This is a genomic window from Parasphingorhabdus sp. DH2-15 (assembly GCF_051668705.1).
Taxonomy (GTDB): domain Bacteria; phylum Pseudomonadota; class Alphaproteobacteria; order Sphingomonadales; family Sphingomonadaceae; genus Alterisphingorhabdus.
Genome location: NZ_CP196351.1, coordinates 1,695,717 through 1,721,318, shown reverse-complemented (window position 1 = coordinate 1,721,318; position 25,602 = coordinate 1,695,717). Strand labels below are relative to the sequence as shown.

General features: G+C 51.4%; 23 protein-coding genes and 2 riboswitches. Of the genes, 19 read left to right on the top strand and 4 right to left on the bottom strand.

The genetic code is table 11. From position 1 onward, the window contains the following. Positions 1 to 26: 26 nt before the first annotated feature. Positions 27 to 1,445, bottom strand: coding sequence for a sigma-54-dependent transcriptional regulator (locus ACR9YC_RS07970; protein ID WP_438726080.1), 1,419 nt, complete (start codon positions 1,443 to 1,445; stop codon positions 27 to 29). 248 nt (positions 1,446 to 1,693) lie between these two features. Here ACR9YC_RS07970 and ACR9YC_RS07965 point away from each other — a divergent pair, with 248 nt between their 5' ends. From ACR9YC_RS07965 to gcvPB, 10 genes are all read left to right on the top strand, one after another. Continuing rightward, a complete protein-coding gene (locus tag ACR9YC_RS07965; RefSeq protein ID WP_438726078.1) occupies positions 1,694 to 1,816 on the top strand; it encodes an aa3-type cytochrome c oxidase subunit IV in 123 nt (40 codons plus the stop codon). Positions 1,817 to 1,821: 5 nt separating this feature from the next. Then, positions 1,822 to 2,961: an NAD(P) transhydrogenase subunit alpha gene (locus ACR9YC_RS07960; RefSeq protein ID WP_438726076.1), complete on the top strand. Its 1,140-nt coding sequence runs from the start codon at positions 1,822 to 1,824 to the stop codon at positions 2,959 to 2,961. A gap of 11 nt (positions 2,962 to 2,972) precedes the next feature. Further along, the gene (locus ACR9YC_RS07955) at positions 2,973 to 3,257 is read left to right on the top strand and encodes an NAD(P) transhydrogenase subunit alpha (RefSeq protein WP_438726073.1); all 285 of its coding nucleotides are present in this window, start codon (positions 2,973 to 2,975) and stop codon (positions 3,255 to 3,257) included. Positions 3,258 to 3,289: 32 nt separating this feature from the next. Beyond that, positions 3,290 to 4,747, top strand: coding sequence for an NAD(P)(+) transhydrogenase (Re/Si-specific) subunit beta (locus ACR9YC_RS07950; protein ID WP_438731698.1), 1,458 nt, complete (start codon positions 3,290 to 3,292; stop codon positions 4,745 to 4,747). After that, the gene (locus ACR9YC_RS07945; RefSeq protein WP_438726071.1) at positions 4,747 to 5,442 is read left to right on the top strand and encodes an aspartate/glutamate racemase family protein; all 696 of its coding nucleotides are present in this window, start codon (positions 4,747 to 4,749) and stop codon (positions 5,440 to 5,442) included. The genes ACR9YC_RS07950 and ACR9YC_RS07945 overlap by 1 nt, the downstream gene beginning before the upstream one ends. Before the next feature lie 6 nt (positions 5,443 to 5,448). Next, positions 5,449 to 6,615: a deoxyguanosinetriphosphate triphosphohydrolase gene (locus ACR9YC_RS07940; RefSeq protein WP_438726069.1), complete on the top strand. Its 1,167-nt coding sequence runs from the start codon at positions 5,449 to 5,451 to the stop codon at positions 6,613 to 6,615. Between the two features lie 170 nt (positions 6,616 to 6,785). Then, positions 6,786 to 6,891: riboswitch (glycine riboswitch) on the top strand. Between the two features lies 1 nt (position 6,892). Then, a riboswitch (glycine riboswitch) is annotated at positions 6,893 to 7,008 on the top strand. Between the two features lie 84 nt (positions 7,009 to 7,092). Then, the gene (gene gcvT / locus ACR9YC_RS07935; RefSeq protein WP_438726067.1) at positions 7,093 to 8,205 is read left to right on the top strand and encodes a glycine cleavage system aminomethyltransferase GcvT; all 1,113 of its coding nucleotides are present in this window, start codon (positions 7,093 to 7,095) and stop codon (positions 8,203 to 8,205) included. 39 nt (positions 8,206 to 8,244) lie between these two features. After that, entirely contained in the window at positions 8,245 to 8,616 is a 372-nt protein-coding gene (gene gcvH / locus ACR9YC_RS07930) for a glycine cleavage system protein GcvH (RefSeq protein ID WP_438726065.1), read from the top strand. A gap of 26 nt (positions 8,617 to 8,642) precedes the next feature. Next, a complete protein-coding gene (gene gcvPA, locus ACR9YC_RS07925) occupies positions 8,643 to 10,016 on the top strand; it encodes an aminomethyl-transferring glycine dehydrogenase subunit GcvPA (protein ID WP_438726062.1) in 1,374 nt (457 codons plus the stop codon). Then, the gene (gene gcvPB, locus ACR9YC_RS07920) at positions 10,013 to 11,590 is read left to right on the top strand and encodes an aminomethyl-transferring glycine dehydrogenase subunit GcvPB (protein ID WP_438726059.1); all 1,578 of its coding nucleotides are present in this window, start codon (positions 10,013 to 10,015) and stop codon (positions 11,588 to 11,590) included. The genes gcvPA and gcvPB overlap by 4 nt, the downstream gene beginning before the upstream one ends. Before the next feature lie 34 nt (positions 11,591 to 11,624). Here gcvPB and ACR9YC_RS07915 read toward each other — a convergent pair whose 3' ends face one another. Then, entirely contained in the window at positions 11,625 to 12,143 is a 519-nt protein-coding gene (locus tag ACR9YC_RS07915; protein WP_438726056.1) for a methyltransferase family protein, read from the bottom strand. Between the two features lie 44 nt (positions 12,144 to 12,187). Between ACR9YC_RS07915 and ACR9YC_RS07910 the strand changes: the two genes are divergently transcribed. Together ACR9YC_RS07910 and ACR9YC_RS07905 are read left to right on the top strand one after the other, a co-directional pair. After that, a complete protein-coding gene (locus tag ACR9YC_RS07910) occupies positions 12,188 to 12,823 on the top strand; it encodes a DUF938 domain-containing protein (RefSeq protein WP_438726054.1) in 636 nt (211 codons plus the stop codon). 147 nt (positions 12,824 to 12,970) lie between these two features. Continuing rightward, a complete protein-coding gene (locus tag ACR9YC_RS07905) occupies positions 12,971 to 14,545 on the top strand; it encodes a long-chain-fatty-acid--CoA ligase (protein WP_438726051.1) in 1,575 nt (524 codons plus the stop codon). Between the two features lie 25 nt (positions 14,546 to 14,570). Here the strand turns inward: ACR9YC_RS07905 and ACR9YC_RS07900 are convergent, their stop codons facing one another. Both ACR9YC_RS07900 and ACR9YC_RS07895 read right to left on the bottom strand, forming a co-directional pair. Beyond that, complete coding sequence (locus tag ACR9YC_RS07900) at positions 14,571 to 16,325, bottom strand: amidohydrolase (protein WP_438726049.1); 1,755 nt, start codon at positions 16,323 to 16,325, stop codon at positions 14,571 to 14,573. A 36-nt stretch (positions 16,326 to 16,361) separates the two neighbouring features. Continuing rightward, on the bottom strand, positions 16,362 to 17,255 hold the full coding sequence (locus ACR9YC_RS07895; protein WP_438726047.1) for a DMT family transporter: 894 nt from the start codon (positions 17,253 to 17,255) through the stop codon (positions 16,362 to 16,364). Positions 17,256 to 17,417: 162 nt separating this feature from the next. Here ACR9YC_RS07895 and ACR9YC_RS07890 point away from each other — a divergent pair, with 162 nt between their 5' ends. The 7 genes from ACR9YC_RS07890 (at position 17,418) to ACR9YC_RS07860 (ending at position 25,599) form a co-directional block, all read left to right on the top strand. After that, the gene (locus tag ACR9YC_RS07890; RefSeq protein ID WP_438726044.1) at positions 17,418 to 18,920 is read left to right on the top strand and encodes a CoA-acylating methylmalonate-semialdehyde dehydrogenase; all 1,503 of its coding nucleotides are present in this window, start codon (positions 17,418 to 17,420) and stop codon (positions 18,918 to 18,920) included. Positions 18,921 to 18,923: 3 nt separating this feature from the next. Next, positions 18,924 to 19,850 (top strand): polysaccharide deacetylase family protein, encoded by a 927-nt coding sequence (locus tag ACR9YC_RS07885; RefSeq protein WP_438726042.1) that lies wholly within the window; start codon positions 18,924 to 18,926, stop codon positions 19,848 to 19,850. A 4-nt stretch (positions 19,851 to 19,854) separates the two neighbouring features. Beyond that, a complete protein-coding gene (locus tag ACR9YC_RS07880) occupies positions 19,855 to 21,000 on the top strand; it encodes an acyl-CoA dehydrogenase family protein (RefSeq protein WP_438726040.1) in 1,146 nt (381 codons plus the stop codon). Then, a complete protein-coding gene (locus ACR9YC_RS07875) occupies positions 20,997 to 22,052 on the top strand; it encodes an enoyl-CoA hydratase/isomerase family protein (protein WP_438726037.1) in 1,056 nt (351 codons plus the stop codon). The genes ACR9YC_RS07880 and ACR9YC_RS07875 overlap by 4 nt, the downstream gene beginning before the upstream one ends. Further along, positions 22,049 to 22,831 (top strand): enoyl-CoA hydratase-related protein, encoded by a 783-nt coding sequence (locus ACR9YC_RS07870; protein WP_438726034.1) that lies wholly within the window; start codon positions 22,049 to 22,051, stop codon positions 22,829 to 22,831. Before ACR9YC_RS07875 ends, ACR9YC_RS07870 begins: the two co-directional genes overlap by 4 nt. A gap of 78 nt (positions 22,832 to 22,909) precedes the next feature. Further along, positions 22,910 to 23,788: a 3-hydroxyisobutyrate dehydrogenase gene (gene mmsB, locus ACR9YC_RS07865; RefSeq protein WP_438731695.1), complete on the top strand. Its 879-nt coding sequence runs from the start codon at positions 22,910 to 22,912 to the stop codon at positions 23,786 to 23,788. A gap of 356 nt (positions 23,789 to 24,144) precedes the next feature. Then, on the top strand, positions 24,145 to 25,599 hold the full coding sequence (locus ACR9YC_RS07860) for a DUF1800 domain-containing protein (RefSeq protein ID WP_438726031.1): 1,455 nt from the start codon (positions 24,145 to 24,147) through the stop codon (positions 25,597 to 25,599). Positions 25,600 to 25,602: the final 3 nt, after the last annotated feature.

Here is a 25,602-nt window from a genome sequence, read left to right as displayed (position 1 = left end):
TTGCGGCGAAAAACTGTCAGAAACCGCTATGCAACATTGTCGATGCCTAGCTCGCTAAGTTTGCGATATAATGTTGAGCGACCAATGCCCAGACGGCGTGCAACTTCTGTCATTTTGCCACGATAATGACCAATTGCGAGACGAATAACGTCTGCTTCAATCTCTTCCAATGGGCGCAAATTCCCATCATCAGAATATAGCGTTACACCAATGCCTTCATGGATGTTGGTCGAGGTTTTGGCGGTATCACGCATCAAATTGGCAAGGTGCGGCAGTTCGTTAGTGGTCAACGCATCACCATCAGCAAAAATGGCGGCGCGGAAGAGAGTGGTCTGCAACTGGCGGACATTGCCGGGCCAGTCATAAGCCGACAACAGATCAATCGCATCTTGCGTAATGCCCAATGCATGCATGCCTGGTTGATCCGCGATACGGGCCAGAAAATGGCGTGCCAATGCGGGTATATCGCCTTTACGGTCTCTAAGTGGCGGAATGGCAATCAAATTGGAAGATAGAAATTGCGCCAATTCGGCTGAGAAACTGCCATTTGCGACCAACTGTTTCAAAGGCACATTGCTGGCCAGGATATAGCGCACATCACATTGGAAGGCATTGGGTGCCCCCACTGGTTGGATATAACCGGTTTGCAGAGCCCGCAGCAGTTTTTCCTGTGTTTCTTCTGGTAGATGGTCCACTTCATCAATCAGGATTGTTGCATTTTCTGCCCGCTGAATGGTCCCGATATGGCGATCAAAAGCACCTGGAAAAGCGTCACGTTCATGGCCGAATAGCTGGGAATCAAGGTGCCCGCTACTGATCCCGCCAGCATTGACAAGACGCAATGGTGATTTTGCGCGCGGTGATGAGGCATGGATGGCCCGCGCTATCATTTCCTTGCCGACCCCGCTTTCACCTTCAATCAATACCGGAGCATGGCCACGCGCAGCTTTTGCGGCAACAGCCAGAGCGGCACGAAATTGCGGTGCGCTGCCAATCATTTCGTCAAAATCCAGCGGTGAGCTGATTTTCTCTGTCATTGGCCTTAATTCATCAACACGGTCTTGCCGCTCAGTTGCTGCATTCAGCGCAGCAATCAGCCGATGAGGGGCCAGAGGCTTAATAAGATAATCGGTTGCCCCTGCGCGCATGGCTTCGACCGCCAGTAAAGGCGATGTGCTGGTGGTCAGCATAAGAATAGGCAAAGCCGGGCGGCGGGATTTTAACTCGGCGATCAATTTGGTCGAATCATCGCCAGGCACCCATTGGTCAAGGATGATGGCATCGAGACACATGCCTTGCTGCGTTCCAAGCATGGCAATCGCTGTCTCGCTATCGCGGGCCATGATCGTGCGCCAGCCTGCTTTCGATGCAAGCGCAGAAATTAAGCGGCACTGGGCCGGTTCATCATCAATCAGCATCAAATGCCGTAATTTTTCTTCGGCCATGAGCCTATGCCTTCGATTTACCAGTCAAATAACTGGCCTATTGTCCCGTATCGGCACATTATTAGCGTTTAATGGTAAATATGAGGTGAAGGGGAGTTGGTGCTCTATTGTCGCACTTCTGGCCTTTGGAAACAGTTTCGGGATTTATGTTGCGCCAGCGCTTGAGCAATGCACCACTACGCGCTAACAGTCTTTTGAATAAAAATAGCAATTATTGCGAAAGGATCACCATGTCTTCGGATATTAATATGCATGATTCCAATATGGACGCAGCCAATGGCACCTATTCTGGATTTATCAAACTGCTTAAGCGCGGAACGATAGTTTCTGTGATAGTAACGGTCCTCGTCGTACTCGTCATTGCTAGCTAGACAATATGAGTGACAGCACAACATCAGCATGCACAATTTTCATTGCCAAAGAGGCCGCAGAATTTGAGCGGCGGGTTGCGGCAACTCCTGAAACGGTAAAAAAGTTCATTGGTCTCGGAGCCAGGCTTTTGGTTCAAAAGGGCGCGGGCGAGACGGCCAATATTGCCGATGATGATTATGCCGCCGCTGGCGCTGAAATCGTGACACAGGCTGTAGGCGTTAAGGCCGCTGATATTATTGTCGGTGTTCAAGGGGTTGACCCAGCCAAGATGAAATCAGTGCAAAAAGGCGCATGGCTCGTGGCCGGTCTTAATCCGGTTGGAGATCGTAAGCGCGTTGATGCTTATGCAGCCTTGGGAGTCGAGGCTTTGGCAATGGAATTCATGCCACGCATCACCCGCGCTCAGTCGATGGATATATTGTCATCACAGTCAAATCTTTCCGGTTATAAGGCCGTGTTAGAAGCGGGTGCCCATTATGGCCGTGCCTTCCCGATGATGATGACGGCGGCTGGCACGGTTTCGGCTGCACGCTGCTTTGTCATGGGTGTTGGCGTTGCTGGATTGCAAGCGATTGCGACGGCGCGGCGTCTTGGCGCACAGGTCAGCGCGACCGATGTTCGGCCTGAAACGCGTGAACAGATTGAGAGTCTTGGCGCAAAAGCCGTTTTTGCTGAAGGTCTGGAGGCTGATGGCGAGGGCGGTTATGCGGCCGAATTGACTGGTGAGCAAAAGGCCGTGCAGGCTGAATTGGTCTCCTCACATATTGCCAAGCAGGATATTGTCATCACCACCGCGCTAATTCCAGGGCGTCCGGCACCGCTTTTGGTGTCGGATAGTCAGCTCGCCACAATGCGCGCAGGCTCGGTCATTGTTGACTTGGCGGCGGAAGCTGGCGGCAATGTCGAAGGCGCGGTTGCTGGCGAAGTTGTTGAAAAGCACGGCGTCAAAATTATTGGTGCACGCAATATGCCATCTAGCATGGCTGCAGATAGCTCCGCGCTGTTTTCGCGCAATATCTTTAATTTCCTCTCCGCCTTTTGGGATAAAGAAACGGGCAAGCCAGTGTTGGATGAAGAAATTGGCGATGCAATCCGTCTGACCAAAGATGGCGCCGTGGTGCATCCACGCCTTGCCCAAACTTAGGAATTTGTGAAATGGACTTTATTTCAATTCTCTCCATCTTCGTGATGGCCTGTTTTGTTGGCTATTATGTCGTTTGGTCGGTAACGCCCGCATTGCATACGCCGCTTATGGCGGTGACCAACGCGATCTCCTCTGTGATTATCGTCGGTGCACTTGTCGCCAGTGCAGAAGCCACATCACCTATTGCCAAATATCTGGGGCTTGCGGCTGTGGTGATGGCAGCGGTTAACATTTTCGGCGGTTTTGCGGTGACGGAGCGGATGCTCGCCATGTATAAAAAGAAAGAGAAGAAATGATGCGGGTTCTTTCTTCTCTACCGTTCGCCCTTATGGCGTTTCCTATCACACCTGCTTTGGCGGCTGGCGGCGGGGAAGCCGTCAATCCTATGGTTGCGCTGGCTTATCTTGTAGCTGGCGTTTTCTTCATTCTGGCACTGCGCGGACTATCGCACCCTGAAACCAGCCGTGCGGGCAACCGTTATGGCATGGCGGGTATGTTGATCGCGGTGGTGACAACATTGATCACGCATCAAATTGCCAGCTTGCCCGAAATCGGCATCGCTATCGCTATTGGTGCAGCGATTGGTTTTGTAACAGCGCGCCGCATTGCGATGACGGATATGCCGCAACTTGTGGCGGCTTTTCACTCGCTTGTTGGTCTGGCCGCTGTTTTGGTCGGTCTGGCCGCTTGGCTCGATCCGATTGGCTTCAATATTGTTGACGATGCGGGTCAAATTTTGCTCGCTAGCCGTATTGAGCTGGGCCTTGGTATCGCCATTGGTGCCATCACATTTTCCGGCTCGGTTATCGCTTTCTTAAAATTGAACGGCAATATGTCCGGTTCACCGATATTGCTGCCCGCGCGGCATTTGATCAACCTTGGTGTGCTGGGCGCGATATTGGTTATGATCGGCGCCTATGCCGTGTCTGGGGCTGGCGGTGCTGGCGAAGGGCAGTTGATCATCTGGATCACTGTCTTGGCTTTCATTATCGGTTTTCTGCTCATCATCCCAATTGGCGGCGCGGATATGCCGGTCGTGGTGTCAATGCTGAACAGCTATTCTGGCTGGGCCGCGGCAGCGATGGGCTTTACGCTGGGCAATACGGCGATGATTATCACCGGCGCTCTGGTTGGTTCGTCCGGCGCAATCTTGTCCTACATTATGTGTAAGGCGATGAACCGCAGTTTCATTAGCGTTATTGCCGGTGGCTTTGGCGCAGAAGATGCAGCAGGCGGCGGCGAAGTGCGCGAACAGCGCCCTTATAAGCAAGGTAGCGCAGATGATGCCGCGTTCATGCTGAAACAGGCTGAAAAGGTTATTATCATTCCAGGTTATGGCATGGCGGTGGCACAGGCACAGCATGTTTTGCGCGAAATGGCGGATGCGCTGAAAGCGGAAGGCGTAGATGTGAAATACGCTATTCACCCGGTCGCTGGCCGTATGCCCGGGCATATGAACGTGCTGTTGGCAGAGGCCAATGTGCCTTATGATGAAGTGTTTGAGCTTGAAGACATTAACAGCGAATTTGCACAGGCCGATGTGGCGTTCATTATCGGTGCGAATGATGTTGTGAACCCTGCCGCTAAGACAGACAAATCATCACCCATTTACGGCATGCCGGTTTTTGACGTTGATAAGGCCAAACAGGTATTTTTCATTAAACGCTCAATGGGCGGTGTTGGCTATGCAGGCGTTGATAATGATGTGTTCTATATGGACCAGACGATGATGCTGTTGTCGGATGCCAAGAAGATGGTCGAGTCTATCGTTAAGGCACTCGATTAATGCGGAAAGTCGGTTTGTTAGGTGGGATGAGCTGGGCCTCAACCATCACCTATTATCGCCATATCAACCGTGATGTGCAGCGCCGCGCGGGCGGCATGTGCAGTGCGCCATTGATTATAGAGAGTTTTAACTTTTGCGATCTTTCGCGCCTTGAAAAGCCCGAGCAATGGGAAATGGCTGCCGATAAATTGGGCAATGCGGCGCAAAGGCTTGAAAAAGCTGGAGCCACGGCATTGCTGATCTGCGCCAATTCCATGCACCGTGTGGCTGACGATATTGCGTCTCAAATTTCTATCCCACTTATCCATATTGCCGATTGTGTTGGTCAGAAGATGCAAGAGGACAATATAAGAAAAGCCGCGATTATCGGCACACGCAATGTCATGACTGAAAGTTTTTATCGCCGCCGTCTGGTATCTCACGGGGTTAATCTGATGACGCCCAATATGGTACGCGTAACAGAGATTGACCGTATTATTTATGATGAATTGATGCAGGGCAATGTCAATCGTGACAGCCAGCGGACGATGAAGACCTTTCTGACAGATATCGCAAAAGAAGATATTGAGGCTATTGTGTTGGGCAGCACCGAATTGGAAATGCTGGTAAATACACAAGCCAATGTGTTGCCTATCTATGACAGCACCAAAATTCATGCTGACGCGGCTGTAGACTGGATATTGACGGCGGATTGACGGGATATGCCCCATGCATCCTATGCCAGCCATGCAGAGCAATCGCGGGGTCGGCAATTTCCCGAAGAACGCAGCAATGTGCGTGGCCCGCGCGATGATTTTCAGCGGGATCGCGATCGCATCATTCACTCGATATCGTTCCGCCGTTTGCGGCACAAAACGCAGGTGTTTATCGCGCCGGATGGCGACCATTACCGTGTCCGTCTGACGCATAGTCTGGAGGTTGCGCAAATTGGTCGCACAATTGCTCGTGCCTTGGGCGCTAATGAAGATCTGACCGAGGCCTTGTGCTTGTCACATGATATTGGCCACCCGCCCTTTGGGCATGCAGGAGAGCGCGCGCTCAATACCGTGTTTGCCGATTGCGGCGGCTTTGACCATAATGCACAGACATTGCGCACTGTGATGCAGCTCGATTCTCCCTATATAGATCGGCCCGGACTGAATCTGTCCTGGGAGGTTCTGGAAGGACTTGCCAAGCATAATGGACCGGTTGAGAAACGCACATGGGCATTGCAGCAATGCGATGATGCAATGCCGCTGGAACTGACCAGCTATGCGTCACTAGAAGCGCAGATCGCGGCTGTTGCGGATGATATTGCCTATGACAATCATGATATAGATGATGGATATCGTGCAGGCTTTTTGGATTTGTCGGTATTGTTGGAAGAACCGTCACTTGCGGAACAATGGCATATGCTCCGAACCCGCTACCCCGGGACGAGCGAAGCTATGCTTTTGCGGGAGCTTGTACGTGGTCAAATTGGCCTGATGGTGAATGATGTCATCGAAACCAGCCGTGAAAGACTCTCGGCACATAATATTAGCAGTGCAGACGATATACGCAGCGCTGGCCGCATAATATGTAGTTTTTCTGACGATATGGCTGCGCGAGAGCGTGCGTTAAAAGCGTTTATGTATAAACAATTATATCTGCATCCTCAGCAACGCGAAGCAGCAGAAAAAGCAGCCCATATTATCGAAAAATTGGCACGTTTTTACCGCAATAATCCAGTGCATTTGCCATCGGACTGGCAATCACGGCTCAGCGATGATGCCTGTCATAATGGCCGGATGATTATGGATTTTATAGCAGGGATGACGGATCGCTATGCCCTGAACCGTTATGCGGAGCATATCGGACACGTGCCCGAAGGATTGACTCACGTTTGAATAGTGGGTGGGATTGCTGCGCTGCAACAATTTGCAAGGGCAGGCACAAATTATCCGCAAGCACATTATAAATATTCTGCGACTTTTCAGACTGTTACCAATTAATTCCAGAGAGTGAATTGACTCCTTTTCGCACCTGCGGCAGTTAATTTTTGTCTTTGGTGCAAATCAAGGCTGATGCGGGAGAATGCTTGGATTCGCGGTAATATGCGTATCTGGCTACCGAAGGAGCAACCGCCCCGGAAACTCTCAGGTCTCAAGGACCGTATCGGCAGGACACTCTGGAAAGCGTCTTTAATGGTTAACATTAGAGGCCACCGAAGGGGTAATCAGGCGATTTTGGCTTTGGCCTTAATCAGCCCGGGAAAACTCTCAGGTACCCGTGACAGAGGGGGCAGCAAAGATATGGCCCAGGCCATGTCTGCACTGAACCCGGCCTTTCTTTGCATAAAGACAGGCTCCGAAAAGGACTGCCGCGTGACCGATACTATTGCACCGCTTCCGTTGAATGATTGGCATGTTGCGCAAGGCGCGCGCATGGTGCCTTTTGCAGGCTATTCCATGCCGATCCAATATGAAGGCATTATGGCTGAACATCTATGGACGCGGGCCAATGCGGGCCTGTTTGATGTCAGTCATATGGGGCAACTCAATCTGATTGGTGATGGTGCCGCTGAAGCATTGGAAGCGATTGTTCCCGGCGCAATGACCACGTTGAAGCCGGGCAAAATTCGTTACACCTTGCTGCTTAATGACAAAGGCGGGATATTGGATGATCTGATGGTCACCAATGCTGCCAAGCATCTTTATCTGGTGGTCAATGGCGCAACCAAGCATGACGATATCGCTTATATGCAAGCCAATCTGCCAGCGACTGTAACACTGGTTCATCGCACTGATGATGCTCTGTTAGCGTTGCAAGGGCCAAAGGCTGTTACGGCTTTTGCTCGTCTCGTTCCCGGTGCTGCTGAACTCTATTTTATGGAGAGCGGGCCCTTTGAATGGGGGGGCATACCATTGGGTGTTAGCCGTTCCGGCTATACCGGTGAAGATGGTTTTGAGATTTCTGTACCCGCCGCGCATGTGCAGAAACTGGCTGACGCACTGCGCGCCATGGATGAGGTTAAACCGGTAGGTTTGGGCGCGCGCGATAGTTTGCGCCTTGAGGCCGGATTGCCACTTTATGGGCATGACCTGACACCTGAGACACTGCCGGTTGAGGCGGATTTGAACTTTGCATTGTCCAAAACACGCCGTGAAAAGGGCAATTTTGCAGGTGCAGCGCAAGTTTTGGCGCAATATCCCGATAAAGCTATGCGCAAGCGCGTTGGTTTGGCCATTGAAGGACGCCAACCGGTGCGTGAGGGTGCAGAGGTTGTCGATGATGACGGTGCAGTTATTGGCATGGTCACCAGTGGCGGGTTTTCTCCAACTTTGGAGCGGCCAATCGCCATGGCCTATATCCCCGCCGACTTGGCTATCTCTGGCACCACTATTTCTCTGCGCCAACGGAACAAGATCATCGCTTCCACGGTTACCACTATGCCCTTTGTGCCTAATGGTTATCACCGTCGTCCCAAATCTGCCTAGAGGCAGGCCTGAATAATATAGTCTAAAGGAGAATACGCCATGTCATTATATTTCACTGAAGAACATGAGTGGATTTTGGTCGAGGGCGATATCGCGACCGTTGGCATCACCGATCATGCGCAAGAGCAGCTTGGCGATGTGGTGTTTGTTGAAGTGCCTGATGAGGGCAAGCAATTTGATAAGGGCGATGAGGCCGCAGTGGTTGAGTCGGTAAAGGCTGCCAGCGATGTATATTCGCCGGTTAGCGGTGACGTTATCGAAGGCAATGAAGCGCTGGCCGAAGACCCTTCACTGGTCAATAGTGACCCGGAAGGTGAGGGCTGGTTCTTTAAGCTGACACTGAGCGACACTTCCGAATTAGAAGATTTGATGAGCGCTTCAGATTATAAAACCTACCTAAAAACGCTCTAAAATACTGCGAATAAGGATTTAATTTCATGCGTTATTTGCCGCTTACTGAAACTGATCGACAGGATATGCTGCGCACAATTGGCGCTCCTGATGTGGACGCGTTGTTTGCCGATGTTCCTGAGGCGGCACGCCTTGATGGCCCTATTCGCGATTTGCCAATGCATACCAGTGAAATGGCGGTTGAGCGGCACATGCAAAAACTCGCTGCACAAAATAGTGTGGCCGGGCAAATGCCGTTTTTCCTGGGGGCAGGGGCATATCGCCACCATGTGCCGGCCAGTGTTGACCATATCATACAGCGCGGCGAGTTTCTGACGGCATATACGCCCTATCAACCGGAAATTGCGCAGGGCACGCTGCAAATGCTGTTTGAATTTCAAAGCCAGGTGGCGCGGCTTTTTGGTTGTGATGTCGCCAATGCCAGCATGTATGATGGTTCAACCGCATGTTGGGAAGCGATCGTTATGGCACGCCGTATTACCAAGCGCGGCAAGGCATTGCTATCATCGGGCCTGCACCCGCATTACGCCTCTGTCTGCCAAACCATGGCACGATTTACACAGGATGATCTACGCAGCGGCCCGCCAATACTCGAAGCGGCGACGGATTATGATGCGCTGGTTGCCGCTATTGATGGCGATACCAGCTGTGTTGTGGTGCAATATCCTGATATTTTGGGCCGTATAGACGATATGAGCAGGGTCGTTGAAGCTGCACATGCGCAAAAAGCGCTGGTTATTGCAGTCGTCACTGAACCAGTGGCTTTGGGCGCGATTAAGAGCCCAGGAGAAATGGGTGCAGACATAGTTGTTGGCGAAGGGCAATCATTGGGCGTAGGCCTGCAATTTGGCGGGCCTTATATCGGCCTTTTTGCTTGTCAGAAAAAATATTTGCGCCAAATGCCCGGCCGCCTTTGTGGTGAGACGGTCGATGCCAATGGCGAGCGCGGTTTTGTGCTCACTTTATCAACGCGTGAGCAACATATTCGCCGTGAAAAAGCGACGTCCAATATTTGTACCAATAGCGGTCTGTGCGCTTTGGCGTTCAGCATTCACATGACGTTATTGGGGGAGAAAGGGCTACGCGATCTGGCCCAGCTAAACCATGCTCTGGCAGTGAAGGCTGCGGATGCTTTGTCTGCCATAGATGGCGTGACATTGCTTAATCAGAGTTTCTTCAATGAGTTTGCTATCCGTCTTGGTAGGGATGCGCGGCCTATTGTCCGCGAACTGGCGGACCAAGGCATATTAGGGGGCGTATCACTGGCACGGCTATTCCCTGATGAACACCAATTGGACGACACCATGTTGGTCGCTGTGACAGAGACGACCAGCGAGGAAGATATTACAGCGTTGGTGGACGCACTTGGCGCGATTATGGCACAGGAGACAGGCGCATGAGCATGAACAATATAGGCCGCCCGACCAATATTGATGGCGTCGCAAATGATATGACTAGCACTTCCACGGTTACGGGAAATAAAGCGCTAATGCTCAAAGAAGCGTTGATTTTTGAAAGCGGATCATCTGATCGCTGCGGCGTCGATATTGCGCCTGCACCGGAAACGGAAAGCCGGCTTGGTGGGTTGGTGCGCGATGCTGATATTGGTTTGCCGGGTCTGTCCGAGCCGGAAACCGTGCGGCACTATACTCGCCTGTCTCGTCAGAATTACGGCATTGATCTGGGCTTTTTCCCGCTTGGTTCCTGCACCATGAAACATAATCCGCGCCTGAATGAGAAAATGGCGCGTCTGCCCGGCTTTGCCGATATTCACCCTATGCAACCCGTTCATACTGTGCAGGGCGCATTGGGTGTTATTAACGAGCTGGCGGTCTGGCTGATCAAATTAACCGGCATGCACGGTGTTGCCATGACCCCCAAGGCGGGCGCGCACGGCGAATTGTGCGGTATATTGTGCATCAAGGCAGCGTTGGAAGCGCGCGGTGAAGATCGCAAAATCATATTGGTGCCCGAAAGTGCCCATGGCACCAATCCGGCATCAGCGGCTTTTGCCGGTTTTACGGTGGAAGATATCCCTGCCAATGCAGACGGACGGGTTGATTTGGCAGCGCTTAAGGCGCGCCTTGGCCCTGATGTAGCAGGCGTAATGATTACTAACCCCAATACATGCGGGTTGTTTGAGCGTGATATGAAGGCAATTTCTGACGCGGTGCATGAAGCCGGTGGTTATGTCTATTGCGACGGCGCCAATTTTAATGCCATCGTTGGCCGCGTCCGCCCGGGTGATTTGGGCATTGATGCGATGCACATCAACTTGCACAAAACCTTTTCCACTCCGCATGGCGGCGGCGGTCCGGGTTCCGGCCCCGTTGTGCTTTCTGAGGCATTGTCACCTTTTGGGCCCTTGCCTTTTACAGAGCGTTATGAAGATGGCCATATCACACTGGTAGAAGAAGAAACATGCGGTGAACGGCATCCACACAGCATTGGGCGTATGACAGCTTTTCACGGGCAGATGGGCATGTTCACGCGTGCGCTGACCTATATTCTGAGCCACGGGGCAGACGGCTTACGGCAGGTTGCAGAAGATGCAGTGCTCAATGCCAATTATGTATTGCGGTCTATGGAAGATTTGCTGGATGCGCCTTTTGCCAGCGCTGGACCATGTATGCATGAAGCGCTTTTTTCCGACAAAGATTTTGCGGAAGGCTTTTCAACACTTGATCTGGCTAAAGGCCTGATCGACGAGGGTTTCCACCCGATGACAGTCTATTTCCCGCTGGTTGTACATGGTGCAATGCTGGTCGAACCGACCGAGACAGAGAGCAAAGCGGCTATTGATGAGTTTATCATGGCGTTTCGTTCGGTTGTTGAGCGGGCCAAAGCGGGTGATGAAGCGCTGCATGGTGCGCCCTATCATGCGCCGCTGCGCCGTTTGGATGAAACTTTAGCAGCGCGCAAACCAGTCTTAGCTTGGTCAGAACCGGACGTCACAGCAGAGGCGGCTGAGTAACTTGGCTTAAGCCTTTGCTAGCGTCGTCGTTGGTTTAAAGCCAGCGGCGAACGCGCTTTTGATAATCGCTATAGGGCTTGCCGAATTTGCGAACCAGATAGGCTTCTTCTGGTAAGATGACACAGCGATCGATAATCAAAATCGCCACAGGCAGGAGTATCAAAACGCCTGCACTATCGCGCCATATGCCTATACCCAGCATTATCATGGCCATACCCAGATACATAGGGTTGCGCGTATGGCGATAGGGTCCACGGGCAATAATGGTTTTGCTAACAGTCCATGGCTCAGGGTTCTCACCTTCAATCTTGAACAGGCCCAGAGAAATAATGATAAGCGCGGTGCCAACGGCAATAAAGGCTGATCCTAGCCATTCAAATGCCGGGCCATAGGTTATTGAGGGCAGGGTAACAAATCTGTCTGCGAAAAGACCAATGGCGATAAACCCAAAATATACCAACGGCGGCGGAAAGCGTATTTGCGGCCCCTTATCGGGCTGGGTTCTGCTTTTCCCGTCAATGGGGGTGATATTGTCCTTGCCATGCTCTGTCATAGCTCGCACTTAGACTGACATGTTCAATTTGGCGAGATGTAATAATGGCAGACTCAACACCATGGATTGCTGCACAGGCCGGACCAGAAGATAAGAAGCATGCGCCAGCGACCTTACGAAACCGAGACGCTATATTGGCAGTCTTGCGCGAACATCTGCCAGAACAAGGCAGAGTGTTAGAAATTGCCAGTGGTTCAGGCGAGCATATCTGCCATTTTGCGCCGCATTTTCCTGATGTGGAGTTCCAACCCAGTGACATGTCTGAAGAGGCGTGTCGCTCAATCGCGGCATGGACAAAAGAGAGCGCTGTACCGAATATTTTGCCGCCACAGCAAATCGACATTGAACATGCCACATTGGATGCGCAGTTTCATGCCATATTGTGCATCAACATGGTGCACATTGCGCCATGGTCAGCAGCACAGGCGCTGTTCGCCTTTGCAGAACAGCATTTGCCCTCAAAATCTTTGCTCTATCTTTACGGCCCCTTTTTGCAGGACGATGTACCCACATCGCCCGGTAATATAGCCTTTGATCAAAGTCTGCGCAGCCGTGATTCACAATGGGGTTTGCGTTCAGTCTCTGACATGAAGACCGAAGCGCGGATTCATGACTTTGTTCTGGAGCATATTATCGCAATGCCTGCGAACAATTTGTCTTTGGTTTTTAGAGCGCAATAACCAATATTACTGCTGACAATGAACACTCGGTTCCAATGCTGATTTAACGGCATGACAGGCCTTTTCTCGGTAACATTTGACGAGAGCCTATTATCTGCGCACTATGGTGGCAAATACTCGCACGAAGTATAATTTAGGAGGATTGCTTTGCCACAAAAGTTGCAAAAAACATCGTCGCACACATGTGTCGATTATTGGGCCGAACATCGCCCCGAACAAATGGCTTTGATCGATAATGACCATCGTTGGACATTTTCTGAACTGAGCGGTTTCACAACAAAATTGGCCAACGCCTTTGTCAATTGCGGATTGGCAGTAGATGACCGGGTTGCGTTTCTTGGCAAAAACCGCGCTATTTACGGCGCTATATTGGTTGCGGTCAGCCGGGCAGGACTAACAATTGCGCCATTGGGCTGGCGCCTTACAGTGCCTGAACTATGCTATATTGTGAATGACACAGCAGCAAAGATGCTGATTTGTGAGCCTGACTTTGCTGACACTGCGGTTGAGGTGCAATCGCAATGTCCGAAATTGCATACAATTTATGCCACAAAAGCGGGCTGTCAGCACGCCACTATTGATGACTTAATGTCGGAACATAATGGTCCGGCCATATTGCCAGCAGATGATATTGATCGTTCTGCCCTGCAACTTTACACATCGGGTACGACCGGTAATCCCAAAGGCGTGATGATCTGCAATCGCAATCTTTACGGGCTGCGAGCCGGTGTAGAGGCGGCTGGCTTTGACTGGACGACATTATATGAAGATGACAAAGCACTTGTTGCCATGCCGATCGCGCATATTGCTGGGTCTGGCTATCTTGCGTTGACTTTACATGGCGGTATTCCTGCACAGTTTATTGCTGAATTTACACCGGATGCAGTGATTGAGGCGATTGAAGATGGCGCCAGCCATGTTTTTCTGGTGCCAACTGCAATTCAGATGGTGATAAATGTGCCGCGTGCAGCGACTGCTGATTTTTCACCGTTGCGCTTCATGCATTATGGCGCGTCACCCATGCCTCTGGCGCTGCTCAAACAGGCGATACAGGTGCTGGGATGCGGCTTTGTTCAGCATTATGGTATGACCGAAACAACGGGCACCTTTACGTGCCTGCATCCTGATGATCATGATCCAAAGGGCAATAAACGCATGCGTTCTGCGGGCTTGCCCATTCCTGGTGTGGAAGTGCGCATTGTTGATGAGAATAATCAACAGGTAGCCGTTGGCGAGGTTGGCGAGATTGTAACGCGCGGCAAAAACAATATGATTGCCTATTGGCAGCAACCTGAAAAGACAGCGGAAACTGTGGATGCAGATGGATGGCTGCACACAGGCGATGCTGGCTATATGGATGCTGATGGCTATGTTTATATTCATGACCGTGTGAAGGATATGATTATTTCCGGCGGTGAAAATGTGTATCCGGCAGAGGTCGAAAATGTGCTTTATGCGCATGCTGATGTATTGGAAGCTGCCGTTATTGGCGTGCCGGACGATAAATGGGGTGAGGCTGTAAAAGCCGTTATTGTGGCCAAGCCAGGGCATGAAATTGACCCTGAAAACATCATTGCATTTGCGCGGGAGTCGCTGGCCCCTTACAAAACGCCCAAGACGGTGGATGTCATTCCGGCAATGCCCCGCAATGCCTCAGGTAAGATATTACGGCGTGAATTGCGCGCGCCCTATTGGGAGGGCAAGGAACGCCAAGTCAACTAATGGCTAACTGGTCTTTTGGGGGGCGTTATGGCGTAAAAACCTGCCCTTCAAAGATAACGGCCTCCACTGCTATGTCGCGCAATTTGTCCGCGCCTTGTTCATAAGGGTTACTGCCCAATACCACGAAATCCGCTTTTTTCCCGCTGGCTATTGAGCCAACAACGTCGTCCATGCCGATAATCTGGGCAGCCTCAATAGTGATTGCGCGCATGGCTTTGTCGAGTGACAATGCTTCACTGGGGCTTTTCACATTGCCTTCCAAGGTCACGCGATTGGATGCCACCCATGCCAGATAGAGCGGATCAATAGGCGCCATATTGAAGTCGCTATGCAGGCCAATAGGCACATTTTTGCGTTCCAGCGAGCCAAGGCGATTCATCTGCGCCGCACGATCTGGTCCTAGGCCGGAACGCGCATATACATCGCCTAATATACGGATATAATTGGGTTGAGCGGAAACCCAGATATCCAGATCCGCCAAACGCCGGTTCTGTGCTTCGGTTGAAAACCCCAGATGCTCCATCACCAAATTCTGGCTATTGCTTGGCCGTAATTGCTCGCTAATGCCCAATACGACATCCAGCCCTTTATCGCCATTGACATGGGTGTGAATACTCCATCCGGCATTCCAGAATTTCTGTGTGAGAGCGGCCAGCATTTCCGGCTCTGTCAGCCATCTTCCTTCGTGACCATCGCTATAACCTGGCGCGTTGAGCTGCATATATTGCGCAAAAAATGCGCCATCCGCGAACAGTTTTACGCGGTCAGTAAACAGCATTTTCTCACTTGCATAAGCAGCCTGTGTTTCCTTCAACCAAAGGTTAGGCTCTTTGTCGATCACGGTCGAAACGGGCACCACAACTATACGTGTAGGAGTGTCTGCACGATCAAATAGGGATTTGAACAAAGGCGCTTCTGTCTGGACGCCGCCAAATCCGCCAAACGCCATATCGGCTGCGGTCGTTACCCCATTTTCCAGCAACATCTGCCGCAATTGACTAAGCCCATTGCTGATATTGGCCGGTGAGAAAAGATAGGGGCGCAGCAGATCAATACCGCCAAATAAAGCCGTTTCGCCAATTGTGCCTTTTTCAAAACTGGCATGGCTGGGATCAATACCTGGTTTGAACAATGTTTTCGCAAACGCGTCTGATGTGCCGATACCAAGCAGGTTTAACGCTGCGCTATTGGCGATAATTTCATGAAAGCTGCGCTGCCAGATAACAACCGGTCTATCAGGTGCAATCCGGTCAAGCTCTGCACGGGTCAGTTCGCCATGAAATAATGCGTGATGGCCCCAGCTGAGGAATAGCGGCGCATCGCTTTTGGCAAGCTCACGGCGCAATAAACGCTCATAGTCTTCGGCATTTGACGCTGCCGGATAGGTCCGGCCAGGCAGTTCCCATTCTTCCGGCGCGATAAAGGGCAGGGGAAGCATCAATATCGCCTGCATAGGGTGGATATGCGGCTCAATAAAGCCGGGCATTAGCACCTTATCCGCATAATCGCGATTGATGGTGACCTTGCGGCCATCCGTCCATGGTTTCAGACTTTCAAGGTCCTGCGCGACGCTTAGTATAATACCGTCCGCCACGGCCACAAATTTCGCTTCAGGTAAGGCCGGCTCCATAGTGATAATGGATTGCGCTTCATAAATGGTGATATCAGGATAGCTTTGGTTTTTTGCTAAAGGCTCATTGGCAGATGCTCCGCTGCCCATAAGGGCCAGCCATAAAGCCAGCATCATTCTCGCTATGGTCTTGCCCAATGGCGTCATCATCCCACTCCCATTTTTTAGAGCATATTGAGCCGCGCTTTACCTTTGTGCAAGCCTTCCTTCACGCCAGGCAATATACAGCCCTGCACCTATGATGAGCGGGGCGCCAAGCAATGTCCAACGCGTGGGTAGGGTGGACCAGATCAGCCAGCCATAAAGTGTGGCCCAAATCAAAGCGCTATAATCAACCGAGAGCACCACAGATACCGGCGCAAGTTGCAGCGATTTGGTAAGCGCTAGCTGACCAATGCCGCCGCACAGGCCAATGCCGAAAATTAGCAGCCAGCTATAGCCATCATGCCATTGGCCAAACCACAGCATGGCAGTGCCCAAAAGCGGCAGAGAAAATATGGTGAACCAAAATACAACGGTAACTGGATCTTCTGTGCGGCCCAAGTCGCGGATGATGATGCTGACCCATGCGGTAAACAAAGCGCCATTAAGCGCGACCAATACACCCTGCCAGCTAAACCCTGTGGCTTCCGGCCTAGTAATAATCAACACGCCTGCAAAACCGGCCAAAATGGCGGACCAGCGGTGCATCCCTACTTTTTCTGCCAACAAGAATATCGCTAGCAAAGTGGCGAATACCGGTACCATGAAACCAATAGTGGTTGCCTCCGCCAAGGGCAGTAATGACACTGCCCAGAAATTGAAGATCATGCCTGTAAGGCCGACAGTCATGCGCTTTAGATGCAGGGGAAACTTATCTGTCCGCACGGTTTTGGGGCCGCCGCGCAACATGATGATGGGGATAAGCAGAAAGAGCGCAAAGAACTGGCGATAGAAAACGCTTTCGATAACAGAGACACCATTATCGGCCGCCAGCTTCACCAAGGCGATCATGCTGGCAATGGCAAAAACGGCAATGATTCGCACGGCGATGCCAGCCAAGGGCCGGTTAGAAGCGACGGCGCTATTATTATTGTCCATAATCAGCCCCTTTCGCATCAATATTGCCACAATATGCGGGTGCATTGGCATTTTATCACCGTCAAGTCGAGCGGCTTGAGAATTGCCACAACTATGTCCATAAGCATCGCGGAAAGACACGCGGCACATCATAATAGCCGCGCACTTTATAGGAGCCTTAATATGCGTATCGTTGATCATGTGATTTCTGGCGGAACAGGTGGCACTGTGAGCCGTACATCGCCGATTTTTGACCCCAATGCAGGCGATGTGCAGGCTGAAGTTAATCTTGGCGGACAAGCGCAGCTGGATAAGGCGGTGGATGCTGCTTTGGCTGCACAACCGGCATGGGCGGCAACCAATCCGCAAAAGCGCGCGCGTGTGATGTTTCGCTTCAAGGAGCTCGTCGAGGCCCATATGGATGAGCTGGCGCATTTGCTGTCGTCCGAACATGGCAAGGTAATAGCCGATGCAAAGGGCGATGTTCAGCGTGGGTTGGATGTTATCGAATTTTGCTGCGGCATTCCGCATGCTTCCAAAGGCGAATATACCCAAGGTGCTGGCCCGGGCATTGATGTCTATTCGATGCGTCAGCCTTTGGGCATTGGCGCAGGTATTACTCCATTTAACTTCCCGGCTATGATTCCGATGTGGATGTTTGGCCCGGCCATTGTGACCGGTAATGCCTTTATTCTAAAGCCATCTGAGCGTGACCCCAGCGTACCGGTACGCCTGACCGAACTCATGTTGGAAGCCGGTTTGCCTGAAGGCATTTTGCAATGTCTGCATGGTGATAAGGAAATGGTTGATGCCATTTTGGATCATCCGGCGATTGGCGGTGTCAGCTTTGTTGGCTCATCCGATATTGCCCATTATGTTTATCAGCGCGGCGTGGCGGCTGGAAAACGGGTTCAGGCTATGGGCGGCGCAAAGAACCATGGCATTGTTATGCCTGATGCTGATTTAGACCAAGTGGTGAATGATCTGTCTGGGGCAGCCTTTGGATCAGCAGGGGAGCGCTGCATGGCACTGCCGGTTGTGGTGCCAGTTGGCGAAGATACCGCTGATCGCCTGCGTGAGAAATTGCTGCCAGCTATTGCGGCCTTGCGGGTGGGGGTTTCCACCGATGACGAAGCGCATTACGGGCCAGTGGTTAATCAGGCGCACAAAGAACGCGTTGAAGGCTGGATACAAAAGGGTGTTGATGAAGGCGCAGAGCTGGTCGTTGATGGCCGTGGTTTCAGCCTACAAGGGCATGAAAAAGGTTTCTTTATCGGGCCATCACTGTTCGACCATGTGACGCCAGATATGGAAAGCTATAAAGAAGAGATTTTTGGCCCTGTGCTGCAAATTGTGCGCGCCAAGAATTTTGAAGAGGCTGTCGCTCTGCCCAGCCAGCACCAATATGGCAATGGCGTCGCCATCTTCACCCGCAATGGCAATGCCGCACGCGAATTTGCCGCACGGGTGAATGTTGGCATGGTGGGCATCAATGTGCCGATACCCGTTCCTGTGGCGTATCACAGCTTTGGCGGCTGGAAGCGTTCTGCTTTTGGCGACACCAATCAACACGGTATGGAAGGCGTGAAATTCTGGACCAAGGTGAAAACCATCACCCAGCGCTGGCCAGATGGCAGTGCTGATGGCAGTGCAGAAAACGCCTTTGTTATTCCGACAATGGGGTAATTTATGACCCGGCTTTTGGTTGTTTTTATAAGCTGTTTGCTCATCTGCGCCCCTTCGCATGCACAGAAACGGGTCGCGATTACTTTTGACGATATTCCGAGAGGCACCGGAGCTTTTTTTACGCAGGATGAGCGAGCAATTAAATTGATTGCAGCATTGAAACGTGCCCGTGTTGAACAGGCGGCATTTTTCGTGAATCCAGGAAGCCTAATAGAGCCTCATGGTCGCGGTGGTGAAGATAGAATCCAAGCCTACGTCGCGGCAGGCCATGTCATTGCCAACCACACAAATACCCATCCCGGCCTTTCAGACACCAACGTCAACGATTATATTGCTGACATTGATGCGGCGGAACAATGGTTGCGCGGCAGGGATGGCTACCGTCCTTGGTTTAGGTTTCCTTTTCTGGATGAAGGCAGAGCTGACAAAAACAAAAGAGACCGTTTGAGAATAGCGCTTGCTGAACGCGGTTTGCGCAATGGTTATGTGACAATTGACAGCTCTGACTGGAATATGGAGGCTCTAACAAAGCAAGCCTTCGCGCAAGACAAAAGCGTTGATATGGAAGCCTTAAAGGCTCTGTACATTGAGACATTTGTTGATGCTGCTAATTTTTATGATCAACTTGCTGTAAAGACGCTTGGTCGCTCTCCGGCACATGTCTATTTGCTGCACGAAACGGACTTGGCTGCACTTTATATAGAAGATGCAATCGCAGCATTGCGCGCCGATGGTTGGGAGATTATTTCTGCCGATGACGCGTTTGCCGATCCATTGGGTCAGCAAGTGCCCGATGTTCCTTCAGCGCAAGGCACGTTAACTGAGGCACTGGCTTGGCAAAAAGGCTTGCCAGCCCCTAGATGGTATGAACGCAATTATACACCGCTAGCCAAAGATATTTTTAACAAGCGCGTGCTGAAGGAAAAATAGAGAAATGACCACACAATTTTCCCTTACTGAAGACCAGATTGCTATTCAGGATATGGCGCGCAAATTTACTGCTGATAATATCACGCCCCATGCCGCGAAATGGGATGAGGAGCATATTTTCCCTCGCGACACGATCAAAAAGGCGGCAGACCTTGGTTTCGGGGCGATTTACGTGTCGGAAGAAAGTGGCGGCATCGGGTTGGGTCGTTTAGAGGCTGCGTTGATTATGGAAGCCATGGCCTATGGTTGCCCATCGACCAGCGCCTTTATCTCGATCCATAATATGGCGAGCTGGATGATTGATTGCTTCGGCTCTCAAGCGCTGAAAGACAAATATCTGCCTGACCTGATCGGCATGGACAAAATCGCCAGCTATTGCCTGACCGAACCGGGCAGCGGGTCTGATGCTGCGGGTATGAAGACCAGTGCGCGGCTGGAAGGCGATCATTATATATTGAATGGTGCCAAGCAATTTATCTCCGGCGCTGGCGAAAATGAAGTCTATGTGTTGATGGCACGAACGGGCGCTGATGGACCGAAAGGCATTAGCTGCTTCGTGCTGGAAAAAGGCATGGAAGGCCTTAGTTTCGGCGCGAATGAGAAAAAACTTGGCTGGCATTCACAGCCAACACGTCAGGTTATTCTTGATAACGTAAAATTGCCGGTAGAGAACCGTGTGGGCGCAGAAGGCGATGGCTTTCGCTTTGCCATGATGGGGCTTGATGGTGGCCGTCTTAATATCGGGGCCTGTTCGCTGGGCGGGGCGCAGCGCTGTCTGGATGAAGCGATTGCCTATACCAGTGACCGCAAGCAATTTGATACGCGCATCATCGATTTTCAAAATACGCAGTTCACTCTGGCCGATATGGCTACGGATTTGGAGGCATCGCGTGCCTTGCTTTATCTGGCGGCGGCTAAGGTAACCGACAATGCGCCCGACAAGACCAAATTTGCCGCCATGGCCAAAAGGCTGTCCACCGATAATGGCAGTAAGATCGTCGATCAGGCGCTGCAACTTTTCGGCGGCTATGGCTATTTGCAGGATTACCCGATTGAGCGTTTCTGGCGCGACTTGCGGGTCCATTCGATCCTTGAAGGTACCAACCAAATCATGCGCATGATTGTGGCGCGGGAGCTGATACGGCAATGACGGACGCACTGATAACCAAGACTGTAGGCCAGGCAGGGCATATCAGCCTGAATCGGCCAAAAGCCATTCATGCACTGAACTTGCCAATGTGCGAGGCTATGATCACTGCCTTGCAACAATGGTCGGATGATGATGCTGTGCAGGCAGTCATTTTGGACCATAGTGAGGGCAGAGGCTTTTGCGCGGGCGGCGATATACGCATGCTGGCAGAAAGCGGCGCAAAAGAAGGTGCGGAAAAAGGTCGTGAAGCGCGGCAATTTTTCCATACCGAATATCGCCTCAACCATCTGATTTTTGAATATACCAAACCGATTATCGCTTTTATGGATGGTATCACTATGGGCGGCGGTGTTGGCATATCGCAGCCAGCGCAATTTCGGGTGGCGACAGAAAACACCCGTTTTGCCATGCCGGAAACGGGAATTGGGCTTTTTCCTGATGTTGGCGGCGGCTGGTATCTGCCGCGACTTGAGGGCCGGGTCGGGCAATATCTGGCGCTAACCGGTGCACGCTTAAAGGGCGAAGATTGTTTGGCGCTACGTCTGGCGACCCATTATTTACCAGCGAATAGCCTGGCCGAAGCCAAGGCGCGCATTGCCGAAAATCCGGATCGGATTAACGGCATTTTGGGCGAGCTTTCGGTGACCCCACCAGAATCATCGCTGATGGTGAATATCGATAAAATCAACAAGACGTTCGCATCGGATATTTATGAAAATATACTGACTGCCTTGGAAGAGGACGACAGTGATTGGGCGCTTAAAGAGCGTGATACGCTCGGCACAAAATCACCGCAAACCTGCAAAGTCGCGCTGCGGCAATTGAAAGAAGGTGCAGAAATGCCAGATTTTGCAGCGCAGATGAAACAGGAATATGCAATTGGTGCGCGCGTTGTGCAGATGCACGACTTTTTGGAAGGCGTGCGTGCTTTGATCATTGATAAAGACAATGCGCCTGTCTGGAATCCTGCGACGCCGCAAGAGGTGAGCGACGAGTGGATTGATGCTATTTTCAAGCCATTGCCAGCAAATGAAGAATGGACCCCGTTATGAGCTACGAAACCATATTGACCGAAACACAAGGCGCAGTAACGCTGATTACGCTCAATCGGCCCAAGGCGCTCAATGCGCTCAATGCGCAAGTGCTTGAGGATCTGATCGCAGCCTTTGAGGTTTATGAACGTGACGATAGCCAGCTTTGCGCAGTGCTGACAGGTTCGGGTGAAAAGGCCTTTGCTGCTGGCGCGGATATTAAAGAAATGGCCGACAAAGCTGCGGCTGATTTCTATCTTGAGGATTTCTTTTCACGCTGGACCAGCCATTTGGTCAATGCAGTTCGTAAGCCTTGGATCGCAGCGGTTAATGGTTTTGCCTTGGGTGGCGGCTGTGAATTGGCGATGATGGCTGATTTTATTATTGCGTCTGACAAAGCCAAATTTGGCCAGCCAGAGATAAAACTCGGCGTCGCGCCCGGCATGGGCGGGTCACAGCGCCTGACCCGCGCTATCGGTAAATCCAAAGCGATGGAAATGTGTCTGACCGGCCGGATGATGGGCGCCGAAGAAGCAGAAGCGAGCGGCTTAACGGCAAAAACTGTGGCGCATGACGATCTGTTGGCAGAGGCCATGAAAACCGCTGCAGCGATTGCTGCAATGCCGCCAATGGCTGCGCGGGTGAATAAGGAAATGGTCAATGCGGCTTATGAAATGACGCTAGACCAAGGCTTGCTGCATGAGCGACGCCTGTTCCAGATATTGACCGCGAGCGAGGATAAAGCGGAGGGCATGGCTGCATTTATTGAGAAGCGGGAAGGCCAGTGGAAAGGTCGCTAAAGCGCCGATTGATAATATTTGTGTTTGGCCAATATGGCCTGACAAAATAATGTAATAAAAAAAGCGGTTAGGATAGGCATTATGAGAATCGGATTTATTGGCCTTGGCAATATGGGCGGCGGAATGGCGGCCAATCTGGTTAAGGCAGGCCATCATGTCACGGCTTATGATCTTTCTGGTGAAGCATTGGCAAAAGCTGGGGCCGCTGGCTGCACGCCGGTTTCAGATGCGGATGAGGCGGTGCGCGGTGCAGAGGTCATTGTCACCATGCTGCCTGCTGGCAAGCATGTGCAATCTGTCTATCAATCAGCCGTTTTTGCCAATGCGCCCAGCGGTTCCTTGCTGATTGATTGCTCAACCATTGATGTTGATACCGCGCGCGCGGTTGCCGCAGCGGCGAAGGAAAAAGGTCTGGATGCGGTTGATGCTCCGGTTTCCGGCGGCATAGCGGCGGCCAATGGCGGCACGCTTACCTTCATGGTTGGCGGCAGTGATGCAGGCTTTACCAAGGCCCGGCCAGTGCTGGCTGATATGGGTAAGGCCGTTATCCATGCGGGAGAAAATGGTGCGGGCCAAGTCGCGAAAATCTGTAACAATATGCTGTTGGGCGCGACCATGGCCGCGACATGCGAGACATTTATGCTCGCGCAAAAATTGGGCCTCGATCTGCAAAAATTCTACGATATTTCCAGCCAAGCCTCTGGCCAGAGCTGGTCTATGACAAGCTATTGCCCTGTGCCGGGAGTCGGCCCACAGAGCCCCGCCGACAATGATTATAGGGGTGGTTTTGCCGCCGCGTTAATGCTCAAGGATATGCGTCTGGCGCTTGAAGCGGCGCAATCATCCGGCGCGCAAGTGCCGATGGGGGAGCGTGCTGAGGAGCTTTACAGCGCCTTTGTTGAGGCAGATGCGCAAGGCCTTGATTTCTCTGCGATCATCAAAACGCTTAATAGCTGACTATCATTTCATGCCGGGCTCTTGGACTATAGCGACAGCGCTTATGCTTTCGACTGCGATATTGTCTATTGTCATGGAGCGCAGACGGCATAACCGCGCAGATATTGAAAAAGTGGGCTTCATGCCATGGAATCATATTTTGATCATTGCGCTGGTTATGACTGCATTTTCTGCTGGTCTGGCTACTAGAGAATTTCTCTAAACAGTTTTGCTTATCAACCGATGCTTGTCGCTTAGGCTATATGAGAGGTGGTTAAAAACACCGTTCTGCGTTGCGCGCGACAATTTGTGACATGCTGGTCAGTGGCAATTCATCCAAATCTGTCTATCATCATAGGCTGACAGGAGTTTTGACAATGATAGCTGCTGAAATTGCTGAAAATCGCTTTGGTTTGGGTGCGGTTGGTCGTGCCTCAACGGTGCGTGATGCGAAAATGGCATTGAAGCGCCAATTGCGCGATTTTATTGCACGACCGCCGGCGATAGTTGCTGTACCTGATGCAAAAACCATCAGCCGAATGACTGGCGAATATCTTAATGGACTTCGGGAACAAGGTATTATTGGCAAAGCCGTTATAGATGACAGCAATGTAACTGCCGCGCAGAAGCGCAAACGCGCTACGGAAGTGCAAAAACATGCTCGCAAATTTTTTGGAACATCGGGGCGCGATTTCTATGCACAATCTGTAGCGGCACGAATATCAACAGCCGTGAGCAGTCAGACTCCATTTGCAGAACGATTGGTGCATTTTTGGTCGAACCACTTCGCTATTTCGATTGATAAATCGCCGATACAGAGCTTTGCAGGATCGCACGAATTTGAAGGTGTTCGCCCTTATATTATGGGCAAATTTTCCGACCTTGTGAAGGCCGCCGCTTTGCATCCGGGTATGTTGGTCTATCTAGACCAAGTGCAATCAGTTGGGCCCAATAGCCTGCTTGGACGTTTGACAAATACACCCAGGCGGAAACGCAAAATCGGCCTGAATGAAAATCTGGCGCGAGAGATTCTGGAACTGCATACGCTTGGTGTAAATGGCGGCTACAGCCAATCGGATGTTACTGCATTTGCCAATGCTATGACAGGTTGGACGGTAACGGGTTTAAGCCGCGGCCCGGTGGGACGTTATGTAAAAGCTGATAATAGCTATGGCGAGACAATATTTTCCGATGCACTGCATCAGCAGGGCAGAGTGGTCGTCATGGGCAAAAATTATGCTGCCAGCGGCAAACTGCAATCGCTCAATATTATTGATGATATAGCTCGCCATCCTGCGACAGCAGAGCATATTGCTGGCAAGCTGGCACAGCATTTTTACGGCGATAACCCGCCTGACAGTCTTAAACGCCGATTGCGCGAGGACTTTATGCGGACAGGCGGTGATTTAACGAGCCTTTATGAGACATTGGTGGATTCGCCTGAACTATGGGAAGAACCAGTAAGAAAGTTCAAAACGCCCTGGGAATGGACAATATCTATAGCGCGTGCTTTTCCGGACAGGGAATTATACAGAAACAAGCCATTAAACTTCTTGCGGAAAATGAACAATCCGCCTTGGCGGCCAGGGTCACCTGCTGGTTATGGTGACCGCGATGTAGACTGGGTTTCGCCTGATGCTCTTTACCAGCGAATCCAATTTGCCAATAGAATAGCGCATGGTTTGCGCGATCTGACTGACGTAGAAAAAATAGCGGAGGGGCTTTTGCCTGCCAGTCTGAGTATGACAACAAGGTTGGAATTGCAACGCGCTGAAAGTCCGCGTCAGGCATTGGCATTGTTGATGATCAGTCCAGAGTTTTTGAGGAGATAGGCG